The 26401-nt window shown below is 61.6% G+C and carries 21 protein-coding genes and 1 tRNA gene; 16 read left to right on the forward strand and 6 right to left on the reverse strand.

Going from position 1 to position 26401, the window contains the following annotated elements; genetic code table 11:
- Window positions 1-551 precede the first annotated feature (551 nt).
- The 7 genes from rpsF (at window position 552) to WLQ66_RS08035 (ending at window position 6807) form a co-directional block, all read left to right on the forward strand.
- Window positions 552-905 (forward strand): 30S ribosomal protein S6, encoded by a 354-nt coding sequence (gene rpsF, locus WLQ66_RS08005; protein WP_340545804.1) that lies wholly within the window; start codon window positions 552-554, stop codon window positions 903-905.
- A gap of 28 nt (window positions 906-933) precedes the next feature.
- Window positions 934-1161, forward strand: a complete 228-nt coding sequence (gene rpsR, locus WLQ66_RS08010) for a 30S ribosomal protein S18 (RefSeq protein ID WP_005982441.1) — start codon at window positions 934-936, stop codon at window positions 1159-1161.
- Window positions 1162-1173: 12 nt separating this feature from the next.
- Window positions 1174-1785, forward strand: coding sequence for a 50S ribosomal protein L9 (gene rplI, locus WLQ66_RS08015; RefSeq protein ID WP_340545805.1), 612 nt, complete (start codon window positions 1174-1176; stop codon window positions 1783-1785).
- A gap of 269 nt (window positions 1786-2054) precedes the next feature.
- Window positions 2055-2237, forward strand: coding sequence for a peptidyl-tRNA hydrolase (locus WLQ66_RS08020; RefSeq protein ID WP_340545806.1), 183 nt, complete (start codon window positions 2055-2057; stop codon window positions 2235-2237).
- 404 nt (window positions 2238-2641) lie between these two features.
- Entirely contained in the window at window positions 2642-3112 is a 471-nt protein-coding gene (locus WLQ66_RS08025; protein ID WP_340545807.1) for a transglycosylase SLT domain-containing protein, read from the forward strand.
- 151 nt (window positions 3113-3263) lie between these two features.
- Window positions 3264-5222 (forward strand): bifunctional 2',3'-cyclic-nucleotide 2'-phosphodiesterase/3'-nucleotidase, encoded by a 1959-nt coding sequence (locus WLQ66_RS08030; RefSeq protein ID WP_340545808.1) that lies wholly within the window; start codon window positions 3264-3266, stop codon window positions 5220-5222.
- A 298-nt stretch (window positions 5223-5520) separates the two neighbouring features.
- A complete protein-coding gene (locus tag WLQ66_RS08035) occupies window positions 5521-6807 on the forward strand; it encodes a calcium-binding protein (protein WP_340545809.1) in 1287 nt (428 codons plus the stop codon).
- Between the two features lie 227 nt (window positions 6808-7034).
- Here WLQ66_RS08035 and tig read toward each other — a convergent pair whose 3' ends face one another.
- Together tig and WLQ66_RS08045 are read right to left on the reverse strand one after the other, a co-directional pair.
- Window positions 7035-8366, reverse strand: coding sequence for a trigger factor (gene tig, locus WLQ66_RS08040; RefSeq protein WP_340545810.1), 1332 nt, complete (start codon window positions 8364-8366; stop codon window positions 7035-7037).
- 242 nt (window positions 8367-8608) lie between these two features.
- The gene (locus WLQ66_RS08045; RefSeq protein WP_340545811.1) at window positions 8609-9739 is read right to left on the reverse strand and encodes a porin; all 1131 of its coding nucleotides are present in this window, start codon (window positions 9737-9739) and stop codon (window positions 8609-8611) included.
- A 373-nt stretch (window positions 9740-10112) separates the two neighbouring features.
- On the opposite strand from WLQ66_RS08045, the gene WLQ66_RS08050 reads away from it, so the two are divergent.
- A complete protein-coding gene (locus tag WLQ66_RS08050; RefSeq protein WP_340545812.1) occupies window positions 10113-12317 on the forward strand; it encodes a methyl-accepting chemotaxis protein in 2205 nt (734 codons plus the stop codon).
- A 402-nt stretch (window positions 12318-12719) separates the two neighbouring features.
- Here WLQ66_RS08050 and WLQ66_RS08055 read toward each other — a convergent pair.
- Window positions 12720-12804, reverse strand: a tRNA-Leu gene (locus WLQ66_RS08055).
- A gap of 112 nt (window positions 12805-12916) precedes the next feature.
- On the reverse strand, window positions 12917-14617 hold the full coding sequence (locus tag WLQ66_RS08060; protein WP_340545813.1) for an NAD(P)H-hydrate dehydratase: 1701 nt from the start codon (window positions 14615-14617) through the stop codon (window positions 12917-12919).
- Window positions 14618-14812: 195 nt separating this feature from the next.
- On the opposite strand from WLQ66_RS08060, the gene WLQ66_RS08065 reads away from it, so the two are divergent.
- The 3 genes from WLQ66_RS08065 to WLQ66_RS08075 all read left to right on the forward strand — a co-directional run bounded on the left by WLQ66_RS08065 (window position 14813) and on the right by WLQ66_RS08075 (window position 18359).
- Window positions 14813-15151 carry a P-II family nitrogen regulator gene (locus WLQ66_RS08065; protein ID WP_014874894.1) on the forward strand — a complete coding sequence of 113 codons (339 nt, stop codon included), beginning with the start codon at window positions 14813-14815 and terminating at the stop codon, window positions 15149-15151.
- A 92-nt stretch (window positions 15152-15243) separates the two neighbouring features.
- Complete coding sequence (gene glnA, locus WLQ66_RS08070; RefSeq protein ID WP_340545814.1) at window positions 15244-16650, forward strand: type I glutamate--ammonia ligase; 1407 nt, start codon at window positions 15244-15246, stop codon at window positions 16648-16650.
- 707 nt (window positions 16651-17357) lie between these two features.
- Complete coding sequence (locus WLQ66_RS08075) at window positions 17358-18359, forward strand: hypothetical protein (RefSeq protein ID WP_340545815.1); 1002 nt, start codon at window positions 17358-17360, stop codon at window positions 18357-18359.
- 13 nt (window positions 18360-18372) lie between these two features.
- On the opposite strand, the gene WLQ66_RS08080 is transcribed toward WLQ66_RS08075, so the two are convergent.
- The gene (locus WLQ66_RS08080) at window positions 18373-19146 is read right to left on the reverse strand and encodes a heme-dependent oxidative N-demethylase family protein (protein WP_340545816.1); all 774 of its coding nucleotides are present in this window, start codon (window positions 19144-19146) and stop codon (window positions 18373-18375) included.
- A 148-nt stretch (window positions 19147-19294) separates the two neighbouring features.
- Between WLQ66_RS08080 and dddP the strand changes: the two genes are divergently transcribed.
- A complete protein-coding gene (gene dddP / locus WLQ66_RS08085) occupies window positions 19295-20647 on the forward strand; it encodes a dimethylsulfonioproprionate lyase DddP (protein WP_340545817.1) in 1353 nt (450 codons plus the stop codon).
- A gap of 134 nt (window positions 20648-20781) precedes the next feature.
- Here dddP and WLQ66_RS08090 read toward each other — a convergent pair whose 3' ends face one another.
- Window positions 20782-21297: an NUDIX hydrolase gene (locus tag WLQ66_RS08090; RefSeq protein ID WP_340545818.1), complete on the reverse strand. Its 516-nt coding sequence runs from the start codon at window positions 21295-21297 to the stop codon at window positions 20782-20784.
- A gap of 95 nt (window positions 21298-21392) precedes the next feature.
- On the opposite strand from WLQ66_RS08090, the gene WLQ66_RS08095 reads away from it, so the two are divergent.
- The 4 genes from WLQ66_RS08095 to WLQ66_RS08110 all read left to right on the forward strand — a co-directional run bounded on the left by WLQ66_RS08095 (window position 21393) and on the right by WLQ66_RS08110 (window position 26266).
- A complete protein-coding gene (locus WLQ66_RS08095) occupies window positions 21393-22643 on the forward strand; it encodes a bifunctional alpha/beta hydrolase/OsmC family protein (protein ID WP_340545819.1) in 1251 nt (416 codons plus the stop codon).
- A gap of 255 nt (window positions 22644-22898) precedes the next feature.
- On the forward strand, window positions 22899-24203 hold the full coding sequence (gene purB / locus WLQ66_RS08100; RefSeq protein ID WP_340545820.1) for an adenylosuccinate lyase: 1305 nt from the start codon (window positions 22899-22901) through the stop codon (window positions 24201-24203).
- 169 nt (window positions 24204-24372) lie between these two features.
- Window positions 24373-24990 carry a tetratricopeptide repeat protein gene (locus WLQ66_RS08105; protein ID WP_340545821.1) on the forward strand — a complete coding sequence of 206 codons (618 nt, stop codon included), beginning with the start codon at window positions 24373-24375 and terminating at the stop codon, window positions 24988-24990.
- Between the two features lie 76 nt (window positions 24991-25066).
- Complete coding sequence (locus tag WLQ66_RS08110) at window positions 25067-26266, forward strand: flagellar motor switch protein FliG (RefSeq protein WP_340545822.1); 1200 nt, start codon at window positions 25067-25069, stop codon at window positions 26264-26266.
- Window positions 26267-26401: the final 135 nt, after the last annotated feature.

Raw genomic sequence — 26401 nt, forward strand, 5'->3', positions numbered from 1 at the left:
CTGCTGCGCCTGTTGGTCTGTGACTGGCGGGATGGTTAACACTTGATTAACCAAGATTGACGCCAGCATTGGGGCTGAAATGGGGCGGAGTTGCGGTAAATACGGGCCGTGCTCCGCCGTGATGGGCAGCCCTTTCGTCTACGGGCCTCAACAGGGCATATGCAGATGCAGCCGCCCTGCCCCCCGCTTCCGTCTTGACCCCTCCGGGCTAGCGCGCGGGGTCTGATCGGGCCGCTGGCGAAAGAGGTTCGCCCTGTCGGATCCGTGGCCCATTCTCAGCTTTGCATGCAAAGCTTTGCATAATTTTGCTAAAATTTGGTTCACAGGCTATGGATCAAACCCCAGCGACCACTGGCAACGTGGGTGCAGAGGGACATCTTGAGGAGCACAGGGGCACGCGGCGGGAAACGGGCCTTGCCCTTTTGGTCTGAGCCTGTATATGGGGGCTTCCTTCCGCGACATTTTCGATCCGCGCAGACTCTCGTGACAGGGCAGCGGAAGGGACAACCGCCCCGTCTATGAAATGCGCCTAGACAAAAACTGGAGTTCACATGCCACTCTACGAGCATGTCATGATTGCGCGTCAGGACCTGTCCAACTCGCAAGCTGAAGGCCTCATCGAACATTTCGGTGCTGTTCTGTCCGACAACGGCGGTAAGCTGGTCGACAGCGAGTACTGGGGCGTCAAGACGATGGCCTATAAGATCAACAAAAATCGTAAGGGCCACTACTCCTTCCTGAAGACCGATGCTTCGGCAGCGGCGATCCAGGAAATGGAGCGTCTGATGCGCCTGCATGATGACGTGATGCGCGTTCTGACCATCAAGGTTGACGCACATGAAGACGGCCCCTCGGTTCAGATGCAGAAGCGCGATGAGCGCGACACGCGTCGTGAGCGCCGCTGATCAACGCTTGAGAAAAGGACGCTAAACCATGGCAGCCAAACCGTTTTTCCGTCGTCGTAAAGTATGCCCGTTCTCGGGCGACAATGCGCCGAAAATCGACTACAAAGACACCCGTCTTCTGCAGCGCTACATTTCCGAACGTGGTAAGATCGTGCCGTCGCGCATCACCGCCGTTTCGGCAAAGAAGCAGCGTGAACTGGCCCGTGCTATCAAGCGCGCCCGCTTCCTCGCCCTGCTGCCCTACGCCGTGAAGTAAGGAGATAAGCACATGCAAGTTATCCTTCTGGAACGTGTGGCCAAACTGGGCCAAATGGGCGAAGTCGTGGACGTAAAGCCCGGCTATGCTCGCAACTTCCTGCTGCCGCAAGGCAAGGCGCTGACCGCGTCGCAGAACAACATCGCTCGTTTTGAGGAACAGAAAGCGCAGTTCGAAGCGCGCAATCTGGAAACCAAGAAAGAAGCGGAAGCTCTGGCAGAGAAGCTGGACGGTCAGCAGTTCATCGTGATTCGCTCCGCGTCTGACGCTGGCGCCCTCTACGGCTCCGTCACCCCGCGTGACGCCGCAGAAGCCGCCACCGCAGAAGGTTTCTCGGTCGACAAGAAGCAGGTTGCCCTGCTTTCGCCGATCAAGGAACTGGGTCTGCACAGCGTTGTTGTGAAGCTGCACCCTGAAGTCGAAGTTCAGATCAAACTGAACGTTGCGCGTTCGGTCGAAGAAGCTGAGCTGCAAGCCTCGGGCAAATCGATTCAAGAGCTGGCCGCTGAAGAAGAAGCCGCTGCTGAATTCGAAATCTCCGAACTGTTCGACGATATCGGCTCTGCCGCATCCGACGACGACGATGCAGCCCCGGCCGCAGACGACGAAGAGACCAACGCCTGATCGGCATTGGATCTATCCGAGATCGAGAGAGGCCGCCCCGGATCGGGGCGGCCTTTTTCATATCTGCGGCGGCCGCAGCTGGATTGCGCTGCTGACAGATCAAAATCGCCTCAAACTCTCCGCAGAAACTGCGGCGCGGGTAACCTCGTCTTTGCCGGTTTCTGCAAGCCTAGATCCCGCCCTGAGCGATCGCTCCGGGAGCGCGTGTTTGTGCGCACGTGTGGTTGTGACTGTCGTGCCAGGCCTGCGTCTGGCGTCTGGGGGTAAGCATGGAAGAGGATCTGATCCGGGAAGAAACGGCGCTGCGGCGGCGCCTGCTGCTGCGGCTCTTGCGCAACTTCAGCTTTGAAAACCCGAAATACAGGGGCGAACCGATCAGCAATCTGGTGCCACCGGAGCTGATCACCGCCGAGCTGACCCGGCACAACCCTGACCGGGTGATCCAACCCTGAACCATGTGGGCGTTGCAGACGGGGCCACGAAGGCTCGGCCCCCGCAGCCCCTTTGCATGGGCGTCCCAATCGGGCCGCAGGCACGGGAGCCGTGTTGGGACAGGGCAAGGCCCGGTTCATGCGCGCGTGGATCATGCGGCAGTCGATCAGCGCCGACAAATTCTTAGCCGTTAAAATTTGATCCATCAGCGCCCGCGCTAGCCGGGGCACCCTGACCGGTCATGCGGATCGCCGCGCCGGGGGTCCAATCCCGGCTGATGGCCCGGGATTGCGGGCGATCATCGGACAGCCTGCCACGGTCGGGGGATATCCGCCGATGGGTTCCCGCGCCATTTGCCCAAGCCGCAGGCGCGCCCTAATCTGCCGCCGATCCGGCGTATTCGGGGTTTAGACAGGCAGTATCCATGATTGATCGCAGAACGGCTCTGGCCATTATTCTCAGCCCGCTGGCCCTTGCCGCCTGTGGCGAGGCACCCGCCGCAACCGAGCGTGCCGCAACGCCGCCGCTCTATCCCAACGAGACGCCGGAGCTTCGCCGCAAGATCAATTTCTGGGCCGACCACTATGAGGTGCCGCGCCCGCTGGTCCATCGCCTTGCCATCCGCGAGAGCACCCATCGGCCCTGGGCGGTCAACCGGCCCTACTACGGGCTGTTGCAGATCCTGCCGGCCACTGCCCGCTCCATGGGGTTTCGCGGCAAGCCGAAGGATCTGCTGGATGCGGATACCAACCTGAAATATGCGGTGAAATATCTGCGCGGGGCCTGGCTCCTCTCCGATGGCAGCTACGATCAGGCGGTAAAACACTATTCGCGCGGCTACTACTATGCCGCAAAACGGCGGGGCATGTTGCGCGAAACCGGGCTGCGCCCCTGATCAGACCGCTTGAAAACCACGATATCACAAAGAGTTATGATATCTTACGCGGCAGCTTGCCACTCTGATTGTTAGCGCAAAACTGTCACGTGACCGAAGGCGTTTTTCTGCTAGCATGGATGTCTGTAATAAAAAGACGTCGGAGTAAAAAATGCCTATTCAACTAGATCGCCGGTCCTTTCTGGCCGGCAGTGCCGGTCTGATCGCGCTGCATCCGTTTTCGGTTCAGGCGGCTTCCAATCAGGTGCATCTGCGCCTGATGGAGACCACCGACCTGCATGTGCATGTGTTTCCCTATGATTATTACGCCGACAAGCCGCGCGACACTGTCGGGCTGGCGCGCACGGCCTCGCTGATCGGCGATATTCGCGCCGAGGCGACCAATTCGCTGCTGCTGGACAATGGCGACTTCCTGCAGGGCAATCCGATGGGCGATTACATCGCCTATGAGCGCGGCATGAAGGAAGGCGACACCCATCCGGTCATCCAGGCGATGAACGCCGTTGGCTTTGACGGCTCGACGCTGGGCAATCATGAGTTCAACTACGGGCTGGATTTCCTGATGAAATCCCTCGCCGGGGCCGAGTTCCCGGTGGTCTGCGCCAATGTCGCCACATCCACCGGTGCCGGCCCGCGTGACGACAAGACCCTGCTGCCGCCCTATGTGATCCTGGAGCGCGAGCTGACCGATGGCGCGGGCAACCGTCATCCCATCAAGATCGGGCTGATCGGCTTTGTGCCGCCGCAGGTGATGAACTGGGACCGTCGCCATCTGGAAGGCAATGTGCAGGCCCGCGACATTCTGCAATCCGCCCGCGCCTATGTGCCGGAGATGAAGGAAAAAGGCGCCGACATCATTATCGCCCTGTCACATTCCGGGATCGGCAGCGCCGATGAGACCGACGGGATGGAGAATGCCTCGGTGCCGCTGGCGGCCGTCGAGGGCATCGACGCCATCATGACCGGCCATTCGCATCTGGTCTTCCCCTCCTCCACCTATGCGGATTTTGCCGGGGTGGATGTCGATAAGGGCACCATCCACGGAACCCCCGCCACAATGGGCGGTTTCTGGGGCAGCCATATGGGTCTGATCGACCTGATGCTGGAGCGGGACGGCAGCGGCTGGCGCGTGGTGGGCCATGCCTCGGAGGCGCGCCCGATTTCGCGGCGCGAAGAGGACCGGTCGATCACCGCCCTGGTCGAAAGTGCCCCTGCGGTGCTGGCAGCTGCGCAGAAAGAACATGACGAGACACTGCAATATGTCCGCCGCGCGGTCGGCAAGACCGATGCACCGCTGCACAGCTATTTTGCACTGGTCGCCGATGATCCCTCGGTGCAGATCGTGTCGATTGCGCAGACCTGGTATATCGAACAGATGCTGAAGGGCACCGAGCATGAAGGCCTGCCGATCCTGTCAGCTGCGGCCCCGTTTAAGGCCGGCGGTCGCGGTGGTGCGGAGTATTACACTGATGTGCCAAAAGGCGATGTGGCGATCAAGAATGTCGCCGACCTCTACCTCTACCCCAACACCGCCCGTGCGGTGCGGGTGACCGGCGCGCAGGTTAAGGACTGGCTGGAACGCTCTGCCGGCATGTTCAACCAGATTACCCCCGGCGAGGCCGATCAGGTGCTGCTCAATCCCGCCTTCCCGAGCTACAACTTTGACGTGATCGACGGGGTGACCTATCAGATCGATCTGTCGCAGCCCTCGAAGTTCGGACCGAAGGGGGAGCTGGAGAATCCCGACGCCAACCGCATCGTCAATCTGGAGTTCAACGGCGCGCCAATCGATCCCGCACAGGAGTTCATTATCGCCACCAACAACTATCGTGCTGGCGGCGGCGGTGCCTTCCCCGGCGCGATGGGGGATACCATCGTGTTCGAGGGGCCGGACACCAACCGCGATGTGATCGTGCGCTATATCGTCGAGAAGGGCACCATCAGCCCGCGCGCCGATGCCAACTGGCGCTTTGCCCCGCTGGCGGACACCTCGGTGCTGTTTGACACCGGCCCCAAGGCGGCGGCCTATGTGGACAGTGTCGAGAGCATTGCAATAGAACCTGCGGGTGAAGGGCCGGATGGCTTTGCACGCTACAGAATTGCGCTGTGAACAAACTGTTTCCGATTTGTGCAAAATGAAATGATTCTCGCCGCCCGGCCAAACTTGGTCGGGCGGCATATTTAGGCGCACACGCCCCGCTTGCACACAAGTTATTGAGGGGCGCCCTAAAGGTTAATTTTTACAAATTTCGAGCAAATTTGCGCTCTCCTTACTGCTTTTTAGGCATTTGTTTGCCAAATTTCCGCCCCCTTCTTGCGGCAGAGTTTTCCGACATGCGAGGTGTCGATCAGCGCTGCACAACAGCGACCCGCATCAAGACGGTTGATGAGCAAGAGGAGCAGTTCCGATGCCAAACGGCAGTTTCAACGATTTTCGAAATGCGCTTCTGGCGTTTGAATCGGGCTGGGACCGGGACCGCTACAATGCGGGGCAGATCAGCGACGCGCAGCTGACGCAATGGGTCGGCGCGCCGGTCAGCAGCTTCTATCCCGGCCTCAGCAGCTGGGGCCAGCTGAGCGACACCCAATGGCGGGACATGGCCTATCACTCCACCAATTCGCTGGGCTTTGTCGGCTATCAGTTCGGCGAGGCGCTGCTGATTGACCTCGGTTATTATCAGGACGACGTTTACTACCTGGGCGGTGATACCATCAACCGCTGGGATGGCACCTGGACCGGGAAAAATGGCGTCAACAGCCTGGATGATTTCAAATCCCACGCCGCACAGGACACCGCCATCAATGAGGCGTTTGGCTATAACTTCGAGATGCTGAGCTACTATCTCGGTCGGCAGGGGCGCAGCATCAGCGATTTTGTCGGCGAGACCGTGACCTATCGCGATGTCAATGGCGCCATGGTGGATGTTACCCTCTCGCTGACCGGGCTGATGGCTGCGGCGCATCTGCGCGGTGCTTCGGGGCTGGCGACGCTCCTGCTGAGCGATACCGCCTCGACCGATGAATACGGCACGTCGATCCTGAAATACGTGAAAGATTTCGGCGGTTACGACAGCCCCACGGCCGACGCGCTGATTGCCTTCTGGCAGGATCGCAAGGCAGGCGGTACCGCACCGCTGGACATGGGCGAGCCGCAGCCAAGCGAGCCCGTCCTGGTTGGTGAAACCCTGCTGGGCACCGTCAGCCGGGACATTCTGGATGGAACCGATGCAAATGACCTGCTGTCAGGGCGCGGCGGCAACGACCGGCTTGCAGGCCGCGCGGGTGATGATGATCTGCGCGGTGGCGGCGGGCGCGACCGGCTGATTGGCCAGGGCGGCGATGACAAACTCAACGGTTCGCACGGGGCCGACACGATCCGCGCCGGTGCGGGCAATGACACATTGATCGGCGGCAATGGCAATGACCTGCTGTTTGGTCAGGGTGGTAACGACCTGATGATCGGGGGCGATGGGGCCGACACATTTGCCTTCGGCAGCAACCACGGGCGCGCCCGTATCCGCGATTTTGAACTGGGCACGGACAAGATCGACATCCTCAGCGGAGCACAGAACATCAATCAGATCGATTTTACGACCAGAGGTGATCACGTCGTGATGTCTTTTGACAATGTTGTGGTCACGGTTGAAAATATCACCGTCGAGGACCTGGCCAGTTCCGATAATTTTCTGTTCTGAGCGGGCACCACCGCAAGACCATCGGGTGATCTGACAACCGAGAGGTCAGACAACCGAGTGATCAGACAACCGCCCTGGAGTTCGCCTCCACGGCGGTTTTCTTATGCCTTAGACCGCTCCTACTCCGCCCCGCGCTCACCGCCAAACAAAAAAGGCCGCCCCCTTAGGGGACGGCCTTGCGTGTTGGCACACCTCGGATCCGCGCCGGGCGGGATCCGGGATCTGACTTATTCTTCTTCCAGAGCTTCGACTGCGGCCTGCAGGTCGTCCTTGGACACTTCTTTCTCGCTGACTTTGGCCTGCTCGGCGATGTGATCGATGACCTTGTCTTCGAAGATCGGTGCGCGCAGCTGCTGCTGCATCTGAGCGTTCTGCTGGATGAACTCAAAGAACTGGCGTTCCTGGCCCGGGTACTGGCGTGCCTGGCTCATGATGGCCTGGGTCATTTCCGCGTCGGTCACTTCGACCTCGGCTTTCTGGCCCAGCTCGGCCAGCAACAGGCCCAGACGGACGCGGCGCTCTGCCAGTTTGTTGTGCTCGTCAGTCGGCTCGATTTCACCGTGGTTGTGATCGTGAACCTCGGGGTTTTCCTCGTGCCACAGCTGATGTGCGATCTGCTTGGCTTCGGCTTCGACCAGCGAGGGCGGCAGGTCGAAGGAGACCAGATCGTCCAGCTTGTCCAGAAGGCCACGCTTCATCACCGCGCGGGCCGCACCGGCGTATTCTGCTTCCAGACGCTCGGAGATCTGACCTTTCAGCGCGGCGAGGTCCTCGGCGCCGAATTTCTTCGCCAGCTCGTCGTTGATCTCTGCTGCCTTGGCGGCTTTGACCTCTTTCACGGTGCAGGTGAATACGGCTTCCTTACCGGCCAGATGCTCGGCCTGGTACTGCTCGGGGAAAGTGACGGTGACGTCTTTTTCGTCGCCTGCCTTGGTGCCGACCAGCTGGTCTTCGAAACCGGGGATGAAGGAGTTGGAGCCCAGCACCAGCGGGTAGTCTTCGCCTGCGCCGCCGTCGAAGGCTTCGCCGTCTACCTTGCCGACGAAGTCGATCACAACCTGATCGCCATTTTCAGCGGCAGCACCCTCTTCGCGGGCTTCGAATTCCTTGGCGGTCTCGGCCAGGTTGGCCAGCGCCTCGTCAACTGCGGCGTCGTCCGCTTTGACCACCAGCTTTTCCAGCTCAACGCCGGAGAGATCAACTTCGGGGATTTCAGGCAGTGCCTCATAGGACATCTCGACGTTGACGTCGTCGCCCTCTTTCCAGTCTTCGTTGGTCATCTTGACGTCGGGCTGCATCGCCGGACGGTCACCGCTTTCCTCGAAGTGCTTGTTCATCGCACCGTCGATGGTTTCCTGCATGGCTTCGCCGATCAGACGCTGGCCGAACTGCTTCTTCAGCAGCGCCATGGGAACCTTGCCCTTGCGGAAGCCCTTCATCTCGACTTCGGGCTGTGCCTCGACGAGTTTTTCATTGACCTTCGCATCCAGCTCGGCGGCGGTAACGGTGATCGCGTAGCCGCGTTTCAGACCTTCGTTCAGCGTCTCGGTGACCTGCATCATATTCCCCATAGAGATTCGGGGCGCGCGCGCGGGCGCTCCCCCAGACAATTTGTGGCCTTCTATTTGCACAAGCGCGGCGGCGCAAGAGGGATTGCCCCCGCAGCCGCCCGGTCAGCGCCGGTTGCGGCGTTTTTTGGCCCCGAAAACAGAAAACACGCCCCAAAGGACGTGTTTTCCATAATCCGATTGCGCGGATGCCGTTCAGGGCGCAGCGGATCGCCCTGCCCTGTCGCTGGCGATCAGAACTTCCAGCGGGCGCCTGCCATGATGGAGGAACTGTCCTGATAGCTGGTCCCAGAGGTGTCCGCATAGGAATAGTCGCGGTAGGCCACATAGGTTTCCAGGTTCAGACCGTCGAAATTCTGCACCGCTGCAACGCCCCAGGATTCAGCGCTGTCGCCACTGGTGACCATATCCGAGCCGTCATAATAATCGATGGCAAAGGAGGTCGCGCCCACGGCCAGGAAATTCGCGGTATAGCCCAGCTTGGCAAAGGCATAATCGCCGCCGGTGTCGCGATCCCCTGCCGCAACCGCAAGCGAGACTCCGCTTGGTTCGTGCAGCGTGGCAAAGGAGGCCACGATATCGCGGGTTTTGGTGCCCGGCCCGTTTTCGTTCCAGACCGCCCCCAGCGCGCCCTGAATGGCGAAATCACCAAGATCGTCGTTATTGTACCGCACAGCGATATCATAGGCTTCACGGTCGGAACTTGAGCGCAGGATCTCTTCGCCGTAAGAGGCCGAGACAGTAAAGCCGCTGAATTCCGGCGTATCATAGCGCACCCGGCCAAGCCGCCCGCCATCGAAGCTGCGGAAGGCCGAGCCGATGTTGACGCCTGACAGCGTACCGGTGGAGGTGCGAAACAGGAAGCCGCCAGCGGAATCCCCGATGGCAGACGTCTGAATGACACTGGTGCCGGAGAAATCGGATTCTGCCAGCCCGTCAGAGGCCATCGAACCCTGACCAAAGGAGAAGGTGCCGTAGCGCGGTGTTGCGTATTGAATATCGACCTTGCGGATCCGGGTACGGTCCCAGCTGATGTTCTGCGGACGGCCGTTCTGGTTCACCCCATCGGAGGAGCGCAGCCCAAGAGCGGTTTCGAAATTGAACCGCAGGGTGTTCTCGCCAAAGGGCTGTTCAAGCCAGAAGCCGATGCGCGAGTTGGAATTGGCGTTGTCCACCAGCGTGCTGAAATCGTCACTGCCATCGTCGAACGACTGGAACGAGGGGTTGAACTGACCATAGTAGCGGAAGCTGCCGCCGGAGCTGTTCTCGTAGGTGGGCCCGGCAAAGGCGGGAACCGCCAGCCCGGCAACAAGACCGGACATCAGGGCTGTCACCCCAAGGTGAGAGGCAATTTTGGTGTTCATGAGGAGATGCTCCAATATTGTTCAGGGCGGCTCCCTCTCCATCCCTGAGAGGCCGACCTGTCACAGGTGCTATCACGCGATTTTCTGGTGCTGCACTCTTGAAATAAGCCGCGCCGGTTCCCTTGCCAGCTGTGGGCGGAATTCTCGCTCGATTGTGATCACCCGCTGCGCGGCATCGCGCCGATCGGTCCGGAATTTCTGCGCCGCCCAGCTGCCTCAGGCTGACCAATCGGGCCGGAACATCGCTCCCCCCAGAAAACGTCGACATGTCGGTGGAATATTCAGTGAAACATGCCGTCTAACGGCAGATTTCCACCGTTTATTAAGGGGCACTCGTTAGCTGTGGCAGATCGACAAAGCAGGTACCCAGACTATGAGATTCAAAACTTCCATCAAGACGGCCATCTTTCTGATCGTCTTTCTGGCCAGCGCGGTCATGTTCGCGCTCATCGCCCTGTCGCGATACACCGATCAGCTGCGCACGGGGATCGAGGCTGAAGTGGTCGCCGTGGAGGGGTTTGCAAAGACCCTCGCCGAGGCCAGCAGCGATTTTCAGAACGCCCGCATTGTTGAGATGGGGTTTCGCCTGAAGCCGAGCCAGGAAGTGATCGCCACCCAGGCTGAGACCATGGCGCATCTGCGCAACCGGCTGGAGACTGCAAGGATGCAGATCACCGAGTTGGATAACATGAGTGAGGCTGCACAGACGCTGAGCCTGCTGGCCAGTGAAATCGCCGCCTATGAAACCGGGTTTGCCGATGTGGTCGCCAGCCAGGAGCGGTTGGGCTTTGACGAGACCGACGGGCTTCAGGGGGCGCTGCGCAGCTCTGTGCGGAGCATCGAAAAGGCATTGGAAGACACCGCAGAGCCCGAGATGAAAGTGAAGATGCTGATGATGCGGCGCCATGAGAAAGATTTCATCATGCGCCACGACACAAAATACATCGACCGGCTGAACGCCCGCGTGGATGAATTTCGTGCGTTCCCCGGCAGCTATTACAAGAACATCTCGCAGCGGGCCCGGATCGGCAGCCTGTTGACCGCCTATCAGAACTCCTTCAACGCCTATGCCGAGGAGACCAAGGTGATCGACGGCCACTATCAGGCCCTGAATGAAATCGAAACCGCAAGCGCGCCGATCCTGGCCAAGATGAACGACCTCACCTCGGCCCGGCTGGACAGGATCCATGCCAGCGCCGCCGAGGCCATCGCCACCGCCAATGCCAATGCAATGAAGGCAGGCTTTGGCGGGCTTGGGGTCTTTGTCGTGGTGGCATTTGCCCTTGCCATCGGGATCTCGCGTCCGCTGTCGCGGGTCAATCTGGTGCTGCAAAAGATCATGGCGGGCGATTTCTCCACACCGGCGCCGCAGTCGCGCATCAAAGAGGTCTCGACCATTGCCGCCGCCGTGGAGGACCTGCGCGCCGACAATGAGATGAAGGACAAGCTGACCCGCGAAATTGCCGAGGTCATCAGCGCCTGCGCTGCCGGAGACTTTTCCAAACGGTTGCAGATCGGGGACGCCAGCGGCTCCTTTGCGGATCTGGGCCGCGGTGTGAATGCCATCGGCGACGCGGCAGAGGGCGGCCTCGGCGATATCCGGCAGGTGCTCGACACGCTGGCGGCAGGTGACCTCACGCAGCGCATGCCCGACGGTCAGAAGGGGATTTTCAAAGAAATCGCCGATGCGGTCGACAACCTCAGCGACAGCCTCACCAGCATGGTGCGGCAACTCTCGCACAGCAGCGAGGTGCTGAATTCCACCGCCGCAGAAATTGCGGCCGCCGCCGAGGACGCCTCGCGCCGCGGAGAAACCTCCGCCGCCTCCCTGGAAGAAACCGCCGCTGCGCTGCAGACATTGGACGACACCGTGCGCGGCACCGCCGAAGGATCGGATCAGGCCAAGGATATCGTGCGCGACGCCTTTGCCCAGGCGCGCTCCACCAGCGAACTGGCCAGCCAGACCATCAGCGCCATGCAGCGGATCGAGGATTCGTCTGGCGCGATCGCCAAGATCACCGACCTGATCGAAGATCTTGCCTTTCAGACCAATCTGCTGGCGCTGAACGCCGGGGTCGAGGCCGCCCGCGCGGGAGAAGCAGGCCGCGGCTTTGCCGTCGTCGCCTCCGAGGTGCGCGGCCTCGCACAGCGTTCTGCGGACGCCGTGCAGGAGATCAACGCGCTGATTGAGGTCAGCACCCGCGAGGTTGCCCAGGGCGTGAAACTGGTCGATCAGACCGGCACCGCGCTGGCCTCGATCCAAAGCTCGGTCGAAGCGGTGGTCGGCAAGGTTGAGCAGATCGCCGCCACCACGGTCGAGCAGTCCAATGGTCTGTCAGAGGTCAACACCGCCGTCGTCTCCCTGGACCAGAATGCGCAGAAGAACTCCGCCATGCTGGAGCAGACCGCCGCCGCCGGTCAGATGCTGCGCGAGGAGGCGCAGACATTGGTCCGGGCGATCTCCGGCTTTACCATCAGCCCTTCCGGCACCGGACACCGCGATGCTGAACCCATCGCCGACAGCTGGGCGCAACCGGCCTATGACGATGAGGATATGGCCTACGCCCAATCCGCCTGATCAGACGGTCTGACCGCACTGCCCCAGCTGGCGCGGCGGTCGGACCTGAGGCTGGCCAAGGCGTCAACGACCGGAGTCGCAGTCTGATGAGCCCAGTTCCGCCCCCTGACCTGCTGCCCCCTGAAACGCCCGCCAACCCGGGCGTTTCATCATATCCGCCAAAGATATCCTCCAATGGGTCGATCCGCGCCAGTCAGGCAGCGGCGCAGGTGCCGATCAAAAACCGGCGTGGTCAGATCGAGACGACGCAGATCAGCCAGAGCCCCACGCATGGCATCCACCGCCCCGCCGATGGCGACATGGTGCTAGGCGCAGATGCCGCGAAGGGCGAAAGTCAAAGCTGGTGCCAAAGGGGTAGACCGGCCCCAATAGGCCGGGTCATCCTAGAGGATCTGTGAAAAATGGTGCGGGTGGAGGGACTTGAACCCCCACGCCTTGCGGCGCCAGAACCTAAATCTGGTGCGTCTACCAATTTCGCCACACCCGCATCCTGTCGGTGGTCACAGCCACCGTGAAGCGCTCAATAGCAAAGCTTTTTGACGGATGCAAAAGGGAAAGCGCGGTTCGGGCGCAACTTTTTCACCCGCGCCCTGCCCCGGCTATCCGGTTCGCCCCTCAAGCCTGCGCAACACGCAGGGGATCTGCTCGGGCAGATCCTCGGCAATCAGCCCGGGACCGAATTCCAGCGCGCATTCGACGTGAATATAGGCGGCGGTCTCGGACGCCTGCATCGGGGAAAACCCGCGCGCCAGCAGCCCGGTGATGAAGCCTGCCAGCACATCGCCCGACCCGGCGGTGGCCAGCCAGGGCGCGGAGCGCTCGTAATGGGCGGAATTGACCGAGCAGCGCCCGTCCGGCGCGGCGATCACCGTATCCGGCCCCTTGAACAGCACCACGCAGCCCGCGCGTCTGGCCGCCTCACGGGTGGCGTCGACCTTGGAATAGGCGGGACCGGAGGTGGCGGGTGCTGCCAGTTTTTCTGCGATATCCGGGAACAGCCGGGCAAACTCGCCGCCATGGGGCGTGATCACGCAGGTGTCGTGCAGGGCCTCAAACAGGACGTCGGGTTTCAGCTCGAACCGGGTCAGCGCATCAGCATCCAGAACAGTGGCGCGTTTTTCCTTCAGCACCGCCATGACCACAGCCTGGGTGTCGGCCCCGCGCCCCAATCCGGGGCCAAGGCAGACCGCATTGAACCGCTTGTCCTCCAGAAGCTCGCTGACCCCATGCGCGCCGTCGATCTGCCGCAGCATGATCGCCGTCAGCTGACTGGCATTTTCCATCGTCGCCGATCGCGGCGAGCCGACGGTCACCAGCCCTGCCCCGATGCGAAGCGCTCCGCGGGCGGCAAGACGCGCGGCACCGGTCCGGCCATGTCCGCCGGAGAGGATGAGGGCGTGGCCGTGGGTGTATTTGTGATGACCGCTTCGCTTCGACATTATCTGTGGCGCAACCGAGGTCACGACGCCGCCAGTTGCGGCACCTTGCCCTGTTTTCAGGCCGATGCTTTTGACCACAACCCTGCCTGACTGCTCGGGTCCATCTGCCAGGACATGCGCCAACTTCCGGCTGTGAAAGGTCACTGTGAGATCAGCGCGGATTGCCTCAAATTCCCGTGCCGGTTCCTTACTACGCAGCAGTTTTCCAGAGTCCGTGCACGCCCCGCTGGGTAGGTCAATTGAGACCACGCGGGGCGCCGGGAAAGCACCCGTTCTGGAGCTTTCTGACAGACGCCACTCGGTTATCTCGGTTAGCCAGCCAAACGAATTGAACGTCTCGACCGGCCGCGTAAGTCCAGTTCCAAACAGCGCATCAACAAGAAGAGTGTTTTCCCGGTGCTTTGCAGGATCCAGTGCAAATGCGCCACTCCCAGTGTCGACATATGGAACGACTGCTCCCAGCTCCCGCCACCGCTCATAATTCACCTTCGCATCCGTCGGCAGCTTGTCCGGGTCTCCATAAAGGAACACCTCCACCTCCCAGCCGCGCTGCTTCAACAGTCGCGCCACAACAAAACCGTCGCCGCCATTGTTGCCCGGCCCGCAGAGTACCACGGCACGGTAGGGTCCTTCGGCACCGTTCTTCTGGCCAGAAATATCCCGGGGGGAGGCCGCAGGCCGGGGGGCAGCGCCCCCCATTTGGCTAGCCGCAGGCCCCGCCAGCTCCGGCCATTCCTCGAAAATGGCCTCGACCACGCCCCGCCCTGCCCGCTCCATCAGCTCCAGACCGGTGACCTCGCCAGAGCAGATGGCGGCCTGTTCAATGGCGCGCATCTGGGCAGCGGTCAGCAATTCGCTCATTCCTTTGACCTCTCGATTGGGGCAGCAAACGGTGACGCGGATTCAGAACTGCGCATAAAACGGGCGCACTGCCTAATTTTTAGGCACATCCGATGAAATCCTGCGCAGTTTCGCCGCAGCGCTTGCAGCTCTTGTTGTCGCGGCTCAGTAGAAGTGATCTGACCTCTCTCGACAAGGTTGCGAGGAGTCACCCCGATGAAAAAGATCGAAGCCATCATCAAGCCGTTCAAACTCGACGAGGTGAAAGAAGCCTTGCAGGACGTGGGCGTACAGGGTCTTTCGGTGATCGAGGTCAAGGGGTTTGGCCGTCAGAAAGGTCATACCGAGCTCTACCGTGGCGCCGAATATGTCGTCGATTTCCTGCCGAAGGTGAAAATCGAGGTGGTTCTGGACGATGATCAGGTTGATGCCGCCATCGAGGCGATTGTGGCAGCAGCCAAGACCGACAAGATCGGCGACGGCAAAATCTTTGTCTCGCCCGTTGAGCAGGCAATCCGCATCCGCACCGGGGAAACCGGTTCGGACGCGCTCTGAGCCTGACCACATAATACTCGGCTGTCCCTGTCGCCGCGCGGCAGGCCAGCCCGGACACTCTCAAGACAAAAAGATCAGAAGGACCATTGGAAATGAGCGCAGACGCAGTTCTGAAGATGATCAAAGACGAAGATGCCGCCTATGTCGACATCCGTTTCACCGATGTGCGGGGCAAGCTCCAGCACGTGACCGTGGACGTCGACCTGGTGGATGAAGATTTCCTCGAAGAGGGCTTCATGTTCGATGGCTCCTCCATCGCCGGCTGGAAGTCGATCGAAAACTCCGACATGAAACTGATCCTCGACACCAGCTCGGCCTATGTCGATCCGTTCTATGCCGAAAAGACCATCTGCATCCATTGCTCCGTGGTTGAGCCCGATACCGGCGAAGCCTACCCCCGCGATCCGCGCGGCACCGCGCAGAAGGCAGAGGCCTATCTGAAATCCTCCGGCATCGGCGATGTGGCCTATATGGGCCCCGAGGCAGAATTCTTCCTGTTTGATGATGTGCGCTTCTCCAACACCATCAACAAAGTCTCCTTCGAGGTCGACGCCACCGACGCCTCCTGGAACACCGATACCGAATATGAAATGGGCAACATGGGCCACCGTCCGGGTCTGAAGGGCGGCTATTTCCCGGTGAACCCGATCGACGAAGCCCAGGACCTGCGCTCCGAAATGCTCTCGACCATGAAGCGTCTGGGCATGAAGGTGGACAAGCACCATCACGAGGTGGCCTCGTGCCAGCACGAGCTGGGCCTGATCTTTGACAGCCTGACCAAACAGGCCGACGAGCTGCAGAAATACAAATATGTGATCCACAACGTGGCACATGCCTACGGCAAATCCGCAACCTTCATGCCGAAGCCGATCTATGGCGACAACGGCACCGGCATGCATGTGAACATGTCGATCTGGAAGGACGGCAAGCCGCTGTTCGCGGGCGACAAATATGCCGATCTCAGCCAGGAAGCGCTGTATTTCATTGGTGGCATCCTGAAGCACGCCAAGACCCTGAACGCCTTCACCAATCCCTCGACCAACTCCTACAAGCGCCTGATCCCCGGCTTTGAGGCCCCGGTTCTGCGCGCCTATTCCGCCCGCAACCGCTCCGGCTGCGTGCGGATCCCATGGACCGAGAGCCCGAAGGCCAAGCGCGTCGAAGCCCGTTTCCCAGATCCGGCCGCAAACCCCTACCTGGCCTTCTCCGCCCTGCTGATGGCCGGCCTTGACGGGATCAAGAACAAGATTGATCCGGGCGAAGCCATGGACAAGAACCTCTACGACCTGCCCGCAGAAGAGCTGGCCGGCATCCCCACCGTCTGCGGCAGCCTGCGCGAAGCGCTGGAATCGCTGGCGGCCGACCATGACTTCCTGTTGCAGGGCGACGTGTTCACCAAGGACCAGATCGAAGGCTATATCGCCCTCAAGATGGAAGAGGTGGAAACCTACGAACACACCCCGCATCCGGTGGAATACGGCATGTACTACAGCTGCTGATCCCCGATCACGCAGGCTGACTGGGCGCTCCCTTCGGGGGGCGCCTTTTTCATATGCGCCGCAGCAGCTCAGCTCGCCGTCGTCCTCGTCAGATGTGGGTGGCTACGGCATATGATCATGGCGCTTCGCCGACGCGATATTGCGTGCAGATCCAACGGGGCGACTTTTGATTTGACATCCCCCCGCCGCTCGGTCTCCATCGCCGCATGATCCTTGCTGTTCTACTGCCCATCGCCATGCCGATCGTGGCGCTCATCTGCCTTTTTGCGGCCTACCGGCCAAATCGCATCTCACGCGCGCTGCTGGCGGCGACGGGCTGGGCTTTGCTCGCGCTGACCGGGTGGTATGTTGCCCGTTTCATACTTGGCCTTGCTTAGCGGCGGCCCGCGTCATACCGGATTCCGGCCACCCCCGCCGCTGACACGCTCCCCTTACGTCAACTGATCGGAAACACTGCAAGTGATTGGCGGCGATTGGCAATCGCTGCGGCATCAATGTGACCATTCCCCGCCCATGTTTCGCCCCATTCGTCGCGTGACAGCAGGTTGACTGGCAAGAAATATCAACATTTTCAAAATGATAGCTAGAGTCACCGACGCATTCAAATAACCTAAGGATTATTTTACCAATCGCCTGTCGTCGCCTCACTTTCCACCATTTCAAATTTTAACTTAATTGTTGAAACATCTGAGCGGAGGATCCCGACGGTGACACAGTCAGTTCAGTACAAAGGCAAGCTCGGCTTTGAGGCCCGACACCCGGAGGCCTTGTCCAGCAGCTCGGCCTCGGTGGTCGATACGCTGGAGGAATATGGTCACGCCGTGCGGCAGTTCCGATCCCGCAGCCCCAATCTGATCCTGCTTGAGTGCGATCATTATCGCATTGAACTGCGCTATCTGCGCCATCCGATCAAGCCGACGCGGGCCAACAGCGCCGATGCGGACTGCACCGAGACGCGGCTGCGCAGCGCGCTGAATGTGACGCTTACCCCGAACCATCCTGACCATTGCGACGCCGAGCTGAGCGAGCTGCTGCTGGCGGTGGTCCTGCGCCGCCTGACAGAAGAGCTTGAGGTGGCGACGGTGGATTGGCTGGACACCCCCGTCACGCTGACCCGGGCGGCCTTTCTTGGTGCGTTTTCGGACGCTTCAGAGGTCGAAACACCCTCCGAGGCGGCTATGCCCACCCCGCTAGACGGGTCAGCAGACGGGACTGCAACCGTACCGCCGGAGGTGTTGCTGACCGTATCACCAGTGACCGCGCCGACAGACGCTGCGGCTGACACCTCCGCCGTTATTGCGCCGCAGATCGCTGCGCCGGACGCGTCGCAATCCGCAGCCGATCCCAAACAACGACCCCAGGGACGGCTACGCGGCCGGGCCTGTTTCGAGCCGGTCGATGTCACCGCTGCACAGCTTGCCGAACATTGCGCGGCCATGCTCGACTCATCGGAACTCCGCGCCACCGGTCGCCACGCCATCGAGGCGCGTAACAGGGCGCGGGCACGCACCAAGGCCATCCTGCAACATCCGCGGGCTGCCCACTACGACATGGCCCGGATCGGTGGTCTGCTGGCGGCTGTGCCGCCGCGTATGCTCTCGGCGGTGGCCCATATTCTGCACAGCCCGCAGCTGCGCGGCCATCTGCATATCATCTGTGGCGCAACTGCGCTGCTGGCCCTGCAAAGCTCGGCTGCCATCGCCTTCTAGAGCCGCACCCGCTCTAGGCCGATGCAGCCGGTGCCCCCCATTGGGCCAAGACATCCGCACGGGCCAGCACGCTCGTGTGGATGCTGAAAACAACCGCGCGACTGCGCGGCAGCCGCAGGATCGTCTGCCGTTCGCTGCGCAGATACCCGGCGTCATCCGCCGCCGGACGTGGACGATCCCCGCTGACCCGGCGCGGCTGATGCAATGTGGGATCGGCGTACCACAGCGCATTGAACCGCCACATCGGGCGACCCTGCTGGACCCCGTCAAACAGCCGCTGCACCCGCGCCGCAATGCCCGCATCATAGCTGTCGACAGGCGCATGGATGGCGATCAGCGGACGCAGGTATTTCTCCGCCAAGGTCCAGTTCGCCGGGAAGCACAGCACCGCCCCGGTCAGCACATGCTCATCCGCCCCCTGCGGTTTTTCCAGAATGCAGAAATCCTGCTGCGCGATCCGCCCCAGCGTGCCGAGGGGATCCTCCCAGTCCAGCTGCACCTGCACCCCGTCAGGCCGGAGCACATGGCCTGGCCGAGACGGCGCCGCCTCCGGGTAGAGCTGCGCCAGAACCGCCTCCAGCAACTCGCAGGCAGCGGGCATCGCCCCCGGCCCGCATTGCAGAACCGCCGCCCGCTGAGTTGTCAGCAGCCGCTCGCGCTCCGTCATCTGCGCGGCGAAGGCGGCATCGAAATAGAGCCAGTCTTCTGGCGCCAGCGGCTGGATGCCGGGCAGCTTGCGCTCTTCCAGGGGATTATACGGCAGGCGGGTTTGCAGAATCTCATTCATGCCACCTTGTAGCAAGCAAAGCCTGTCATTTCATCCGCAAGCTTGCGCATCAGCCTGAAAACGACCGTCCGAACGGTCGTATTTGGCAGCGACACCGGCGCAAGCCCCGCGCCACTTTGGACAGACCTGTCCAGAGATGGAGCCGGAGATGAACGAGCACTACCGCGACACCCGCAAGATTGACCCCACGCGCGGCGCCACCCTTGGCGACAATACGCCCAACGATCAGGACCGGGTCGAAATCGGCCCCACCCAACTGGCCTATCGCGAATGGGCCGCCGCAGGGTTGCAACTGCCTGATCTTCAGGCGATGCGCCGCTACCGCTGGGAGCGGCTGACCCGGTTCATCAACGATCGCGACTACGGCGGCCTCCTGGTGTTTGACCCAATGAACATCCGCTACGCCACCGACTCCACCAATATGCAGCTGTGGAACACCCATAACCCGTTTCGCGCACTCTTGATCTGCGCTGACGGCTACATGGTGATGTGGGACTACAAACAGGCGCCTTTCCTCAGCGAATTCAACCCGCTGGTGCGCGAACAGCGCGCCGGGGCGGATCTGTTCTACTTTGATCGCGGCGACAAGGTGGATGTGGCGGCGGATGTCTTTGCCAATGAGGTGCGTGAGCTGTTGCGCGCCCACAGCGGCGGCAACAGGCGGATCGCGGTGGACAAGATCATGCTGCACGGGTTGCGCGCGCTCGAAGCACAGGGGCTGGAGGTCTTCCCCGGCGAGGAGCTGACCGAGAAATGCCGCGCCGTGAAAGGCCCCGATGAGATCCGCGCCATGCGCTGCGCCAATCACGCCTGTGAAACAGCTGTCGCCGCGATGGAGCGCTATGCCCGCAGCGCCATCCCCGGCGGTCAGATCAGCGAAGATGACGTCTGGGCAGTGCTGCACGCCGAAAACATCCGCCGGGGTGGCGAATGGATCGAAACCCGGCTGCTGACCTCTGGCCCGCGCACCAACCCGTGGTTTCAGGAATGCGGCGGACGCATCATCCAGAACAACGAAATCATCAGCTTTGACACCGATCTGGTCGGTTCGTACGGGATCTGTATCGACATCTCGCGCAGCTGGTGGATCGGCGACCGCGCGCCGCCTGCCGATATGATCTATGCGATGCAGCACGGGGTTGAGCACATCCGCAGCAATATGGAGATGCTGAAACCGGGCGTGAATCTGCAGGAGCTGTCGCGCAGCTGCCATCTGCTGGATGCTCAGTTCCAGAAACAGAAATACGGCTGCATGATGCACGGTGTCGGGCTCTGTGATGAATGGCCGCTGGTCGCCTATCCCGATCAAATGGTCGAGGGCGCTTTCGACTATGAGCTGGAGCCGGGCATGGTGCTCTGTGTCGAGGCACTGGTCAGCCCCGAAGGCGGCGATTTCTCGATCAAGCTGGAGGATCAGGTGCTGATTACCGAAACCGGCTATGAGAACCTCACCACCTACCCGTTCGATCCGGCGTTGATGGGCACCGCGGGCGGGAAGTGACCCGCAGGGCGTCGCGCAAAGAGCCTGGGCAGAGCGCCCACTGGCGGGCGCTTTCCCGCTGGGGGAGAGACCGCTGAACCCGTGGCGCCGTCAGGTGCCTCCGCTTTGCCACCGGGCGAGTTTATCTTTCAGGATCAGCACACTGCGCGCGGAACTATATTGCGACAGCTCTGCCAGCGGCACCCAGGCCAGCGCCTTTGATTCCGTAGTGGCCCGGATTTCGCCTGCCTCGGGCGAAACAGGTAGCGCACATCGTAGTGCAGATGCGCCGCCTCGCGGCCATTGGCCGGGATCTCGTGAATGTCGATGTCGAACACCTGCTCCCCAATACGGCTGATCCGGCTGAGCCCGCTTTCCTCATAGGCCTCTTTCCAGGCGGTGAACCCTGCATCGGCGATGCCGTCGCAATGTCCGCCCAACTGTAACCACCGGTCCAGTTTGGCATGATGGGTGAGCAGCACCGCAGAGAGATCCTGCGACAGCACAAAGGCGGATCCGGTCACATGGCCGATTGCCGGATCCCGTTCAAACGCCCTTGGCTCGCGCGCGCAAAACGTGGTCAGGCGCTGCCACATCTGCCGGTCACGCGCATCCAGCGGGGTGAATGCGCCGATCCCCGCGCAGTGATCCAGGGTCGTATTTGTTGTCAATATCCCTCACCTTCCCGTGACGTCGGGGCCTGATGGCTTGTACCTGCCCGGCTGTCGCCGCACCTTAGGGCGACCCCCAGATAAAGGCCATTCCTATGCCCACCGAACGCATTTCCTTTTCCGGTCACTCCGGTGACCAGCTGGCTGCGCGACTGGATCTACCCGAAGGGCCGATCCTGTCAACGGCGCTGTTTGCGCATTGTTTCACCTGTTCCAAGGACATCCCGGCGGCGCGGCGTATCTCGGCCCGTCTGGCGGCGATGGGAATTGCCGTCCTGCGGTTTGATTTCACCGGTCTGGGTCATTCCGATGGCGAGTTTTCCAATACCAACTTCAGCTCAAATGTCGCCGATCTGGTGGCGGCGGGACAATATCTGGCGGGGCGCGGGCTGGCGCCTGCGCTGCTGATCGGTCATTCGCTGGGCGGCGCTGCGGTGCTGCGCGCCCGTGCAGGCCTGCCGTCGGTGCGCGGCGTGGTGACGCTTGGCGCGCCCTCCGATCCGGCCCATGTGGCGCATCAGTTTGGCGAGGCGCTGGAGCAGATCGAGACCGAAGGTGCGGCCGAGGTCTGCCTTGCCGACCGCCCGTTCCTGATCCGCAAGCAATTCGTCGACGACATCCGCAGCGAGGCGCTGACCAGCGCCGTTGCCGATCTGGATGCCGCGCTTCTGGTGATGCATGCGCCGCTGGATGCCACCGTTAGCATCGACAATGCAGCAGAGCTGTTCATGGCGGCCAGACACCCCAAGAGCTTTGTCACGCTGGACGATGCCGACCACCTGATCTCGCGTCCCCGTGATGCCGAATATGCCGCTGACCTCATCGCCACCTGGGCCGGGCGCTATATCGACCTGTCGCCACCTGCTCCGCCCCCCGGTGCCCCCGAAGGCGTGCTGCGCGTCACCGAAGCGGATCCGAACGGCTTTTTGCAGGATATCCAGTCCGGCCCCCGTCATCACACCTACGCCGATGAACCGTTGGCCTATGGCGGCAGCAATCGTGGCATGACACCCTATGGGTTTATCGCCGCCGGTCTCGGCGCCTGTACCTCCATGACCATCCGCATGTATGCCCGGCGCAAGGGCTGGCCGCTGGAAGGCGTCAGCGTCGATGTCTGCCATGACAAGGTCCATGCGCAGGATGCCCTGCCCTCGGGTCCGGCGCAGATCGACCAGTTTACCCGCGTGATCTATCTGACCGGCCCCCTAAGCGCAGATCAACGCGCCAAGCTGATGGATATCGCCGACCGCTGTCCGGTGCATCGCACGCTGGAACATGGCGCCAAGGTGACGACGCGGCTGGATCAGGCGGAGGTTGAGGTGGATCCGGCACATCTGCCGTTCTGACCCTGCGCTGACGACGGCATTTGTTGGGCGGGCGGATGTCGCCGCTGGCTGCCGGCCCCGTAACGGATGCCGTCTGCCTCCCTATCAGTGGCGCAGAACGCACCGATGCGCCGGATGCGAGACATAAGACAGCTGAAATCGGGCGCTTTCTGTCGCGGGCTGGCTCCGCGCCCTTGCCCTGTGAGGCGCGCTGCTCTAAGACGCGCGGCATCATCCGCTTCCCTTCTGCCCTGCTACAATAAGGTGCTGCTGCCCATGATCCCCCGCTATTCCCGTCCTGAAATGGTTGCCATCTGGTCGCCGGAAACCAAATTCAAGATCTGGTACGAAATCGAGGCACATGCCTGCGAAGCCATGGCGAACCTCGGCGTGATCCCGCGCGAGAACGCCGACGCGGTATGGAAAGCCAAGGACGTGGAATTCGACGTCGCCCGCATCGACGAGATCGAGGCCGTGACCAAACATGACGTCATCGCCTTTCTGACCCATCTGGCCGAACATGTCGGCTCCGAGGAAGCGCGCTTTGTGCATCAGGGCATGACATCGTCGGACGTGCTGGACACCTGCCTCAATGTGCAGCTGGTGCGTGCCGCCGACATCCTGCTCGAGGGCGTCGACAAGGTGCTCGCCGCGCTGAAGAAACGCGCGCTGGAGCACAAGGACACCGTGCGCGTCGGCCGCTCACATGGCATCCACGCCGAGCCGACCACCATGGGTCTGACCTTTGCCCGTTTCTATGCCGAAATGGACCGCAACAAGCAGCGTCTGCAAAATGCCCGCGCCGAAGTTGCCACCGGTGCAATTTCCGGCGCGGTTGGCACCTTTGCCAATATCGACCCGCGCGTTGAAGAACATGTCTGCGAGCAGCTCGGCCTCAGCCCCGAGCCGATCTCCACACAGGTGATCCCGCGCGACCGTCACGCAATGTTCTTTGCCACGCTGGGCGTCATCGCGTCGTCGATCGAGAATATCGCAGTGGAAATCCGCCACATGCAGCGCACCGAGGTGCTGGAAGGCGCCGAATTCTTCTCGATGGGCCAGAAAGGCTCCTCGGCAATGCCGCACAAGAAGAACCCGGTTCTGACCGAAAACCTCACCGGCCTTGCGCGCCTGGTGCGGATGGCGGTGATCCCGGCGATGGAAAACGTGGCGCTGTGGCATGAGCGCGATATCTCGCACTCCTCGGTGGAGCGCGGCATCGGCCCGGATGCGACCGTGACCCTGGATTTTGCGCTCAACCGTCTGGCCGGCGTCATCGACAAGATGCTGGTCTTCCCTGAGAACATGCTGGACAACATGAACAAATTCCCCGGCCTCGTTATGTCGCAGCGGGTGCTGCTGGCGCTGACGCAGGCGGGTGTCAGCCGCGAGGACGCCTATTCCATGGTGCAGCGCAACGCCCTGAAGGTCTGGGAAGATCGTGTTGATTTCCGCGAGCTGCTGCTGGCGGATGCCGATGTGGTTGCCGCCCTTGGCGAAGAGGCGATCAACGAGAAATTCGACATGGGCTATCACACCAAACACGTCGACACGATTTTTGCCCGGGTGTTTGGCGACTAAGCCAACCTGTGATCTCTGTGATTGCACAGGCCGCTCTGCCACACGCAGGGCGGCCTTTTTCGTGCCGCTGCGCCTCACTGTCTTGTTATCCCGCCCCGGTGGTCCACCCTCTAAGGTGAAGACACCTCAGGCCGCAGATCCGCGGCGCGCGCGACAAAAGGACAATCCCATGCCTGCCATCCTGACACGAACCGCCCTCTTCGCCCGCTCTCTGCCCGCATCGGTGCTGCGGGCCAGCTGTGCCGCGCTGCCTGCGCTGGCGCTCTCGGCTGCTTTTGCCACCGGCTTTGCAGGCCAGTCATTGGCGGCGGGGAGCGATGACAGCGCCGCGCCAAAGCCAACCAACACCACCAAGACCTGCAAGGGCGCCAAGGTCTGGGACGATCAGAAACAGCGCTGCGTCGCGCCCAAACACTCCTCGCTCGACCCGGATGAAATGTATGACGCCGTGCGCGAACTCGCCTATGCTGGGCGCTATGGCGACGCGCAGGCGGTGCTGGCGGCGATGCCTGACCAGATGGACAGCCGGGTGCTGACCTATTGGGGCTTTACCTATCGTAAGCAGGGCTATCGGGACCAGGCCATGTCCTATTACACTCGTGCCATTGCGCTGGATCCACAGAACCATCTGGCGCGGTCTTACATGGGGCAAGGGTTTGTAGCTGAAGGAAAATACGGTCTTGCGCTGGAGCAGTGGAAACTGATCCGCGCCGCAGGCGGCAGTGGCAGCTGGGCCGAGGTCTCGCTGCGCGAGGCGCTTTTGTCGGGACAGACGCAAAGCTATTGATTTTCAGCATTTCTTTACGGCTTGCGCCCTAGATTGGAGACAACAGAAAGAGAATCTTTTTGGCTAGGGCTCATAAATGCAAAATGAAAATGCTTTGGCGCTTCCCATGGCGGCCTCCTCAGATGACTTTGGCGATTTCTCCGCCCCGGCTCCGCTTGGCGGGATGGATTTCGGCGGCGATTTCGGCGGCGGCGATATGGGGATGGGCGGCATGGGTGGCGGTGCGCTGGATATGCCCGCAATGGGCGGTGGTATGCCCGCCGCCAAATCCAAACTGAGCGGCAAGGCCAAAGCCGCCATTGTGGTCCGCCTGCTGCTGAACGAAGGGGCCGATATCCCGCTGGAATCGCTACCGGACGATTTGCAGATCGAATTGACCCAGCAGATGGGCCGCATGGGGCTGATCGACCGTACCACCCTGCATGAGGTGGCCGGGGAATTTGCCGAAATGCTCGACAACGTCGGGCTCTCCTTTCCCAATGGTCTGGCTGGTGCGCTCTCCGCAATGGAGGGCAAGATCAGCCGCCAGACGGCCAGCCGCCTGCGCAAGGAGGCCGGCGTGCGCCAGTTTGGCGACCCGTGGGAGCGTCTGCGCGCCCTGCCGCCAGAGGAGCTGGCGGAGCTGGCTCAGGCCGAAAGCACCGAGGTCGCCGCTGTCCTTCTGTCCAAACTCGACACCACCAAGGCGGCGCAGATGCTGATCCACCTGCCCGGTCCCGTAGCCCGCCGCATCACCTATGCTGTCAGTCAGACCGCCGCCGTGACCCCGGATACAGTGGATCGCATTGGCCTGTCGCTTGCCGCGCAGATCGAGGCGCGGCCCGAGGTCGCCTTTGAAGAGACGCCGGGCCAGCGCATGGGGGCCATCCTGACCCAGGCGGCAGCCGGCAAACGTGACGAGGTGCTGACCGCGCTGGATGAGGAAGACGAGGAATTCGCCGGTGACGTCCGCAAATCGATCTTCACCTATGCGCTGATCTCGCAGCGCGTCAGCCCCGTCGATGTGCCCAAGATCGCGCGCGTTCTGGCGCAGCAGGATCTGGTCACCGCCATCGCCTTTGCCACCGACGAGGACGACGTGGAATCCAGCGAATTCATGCTGGCCAATATGTCCAGCCGGATGGCCAACAACATCCGCGAGGAAGTGGCCGAACGGGGCAAGGTCAAGCGCAGCGTTGGAGAAGGTGCCATGGGCACGATCGTCAACGCATTGCGAGAGCTGGTGAATTCCGGCGAGATCGAGCTGCGCGCCACTGACGAGGACGACGAGGACTGATCTCAGCGCCCGCAACGGCGGCGCGGCCCAGGGCCGCGTCCACCGGATCTGAGCGGACGTATGGCCAAGAGCTGCGTTGCCGATCACGGGGTCGGTTGCTTGTGCCTGTTGGCGCCGCCGTTTATGGTCGCGGCT

Source organism: Phaeobacter sp. A36a-5a (assembly GCF_037911135.1).
Lineage (GTDB): Bacteria > Pseudomonadota > Alphaproteobacteria > Rhodobacterales > Rhodobacteraceae > Phaeobacter > Phaeobacter bryozoorum.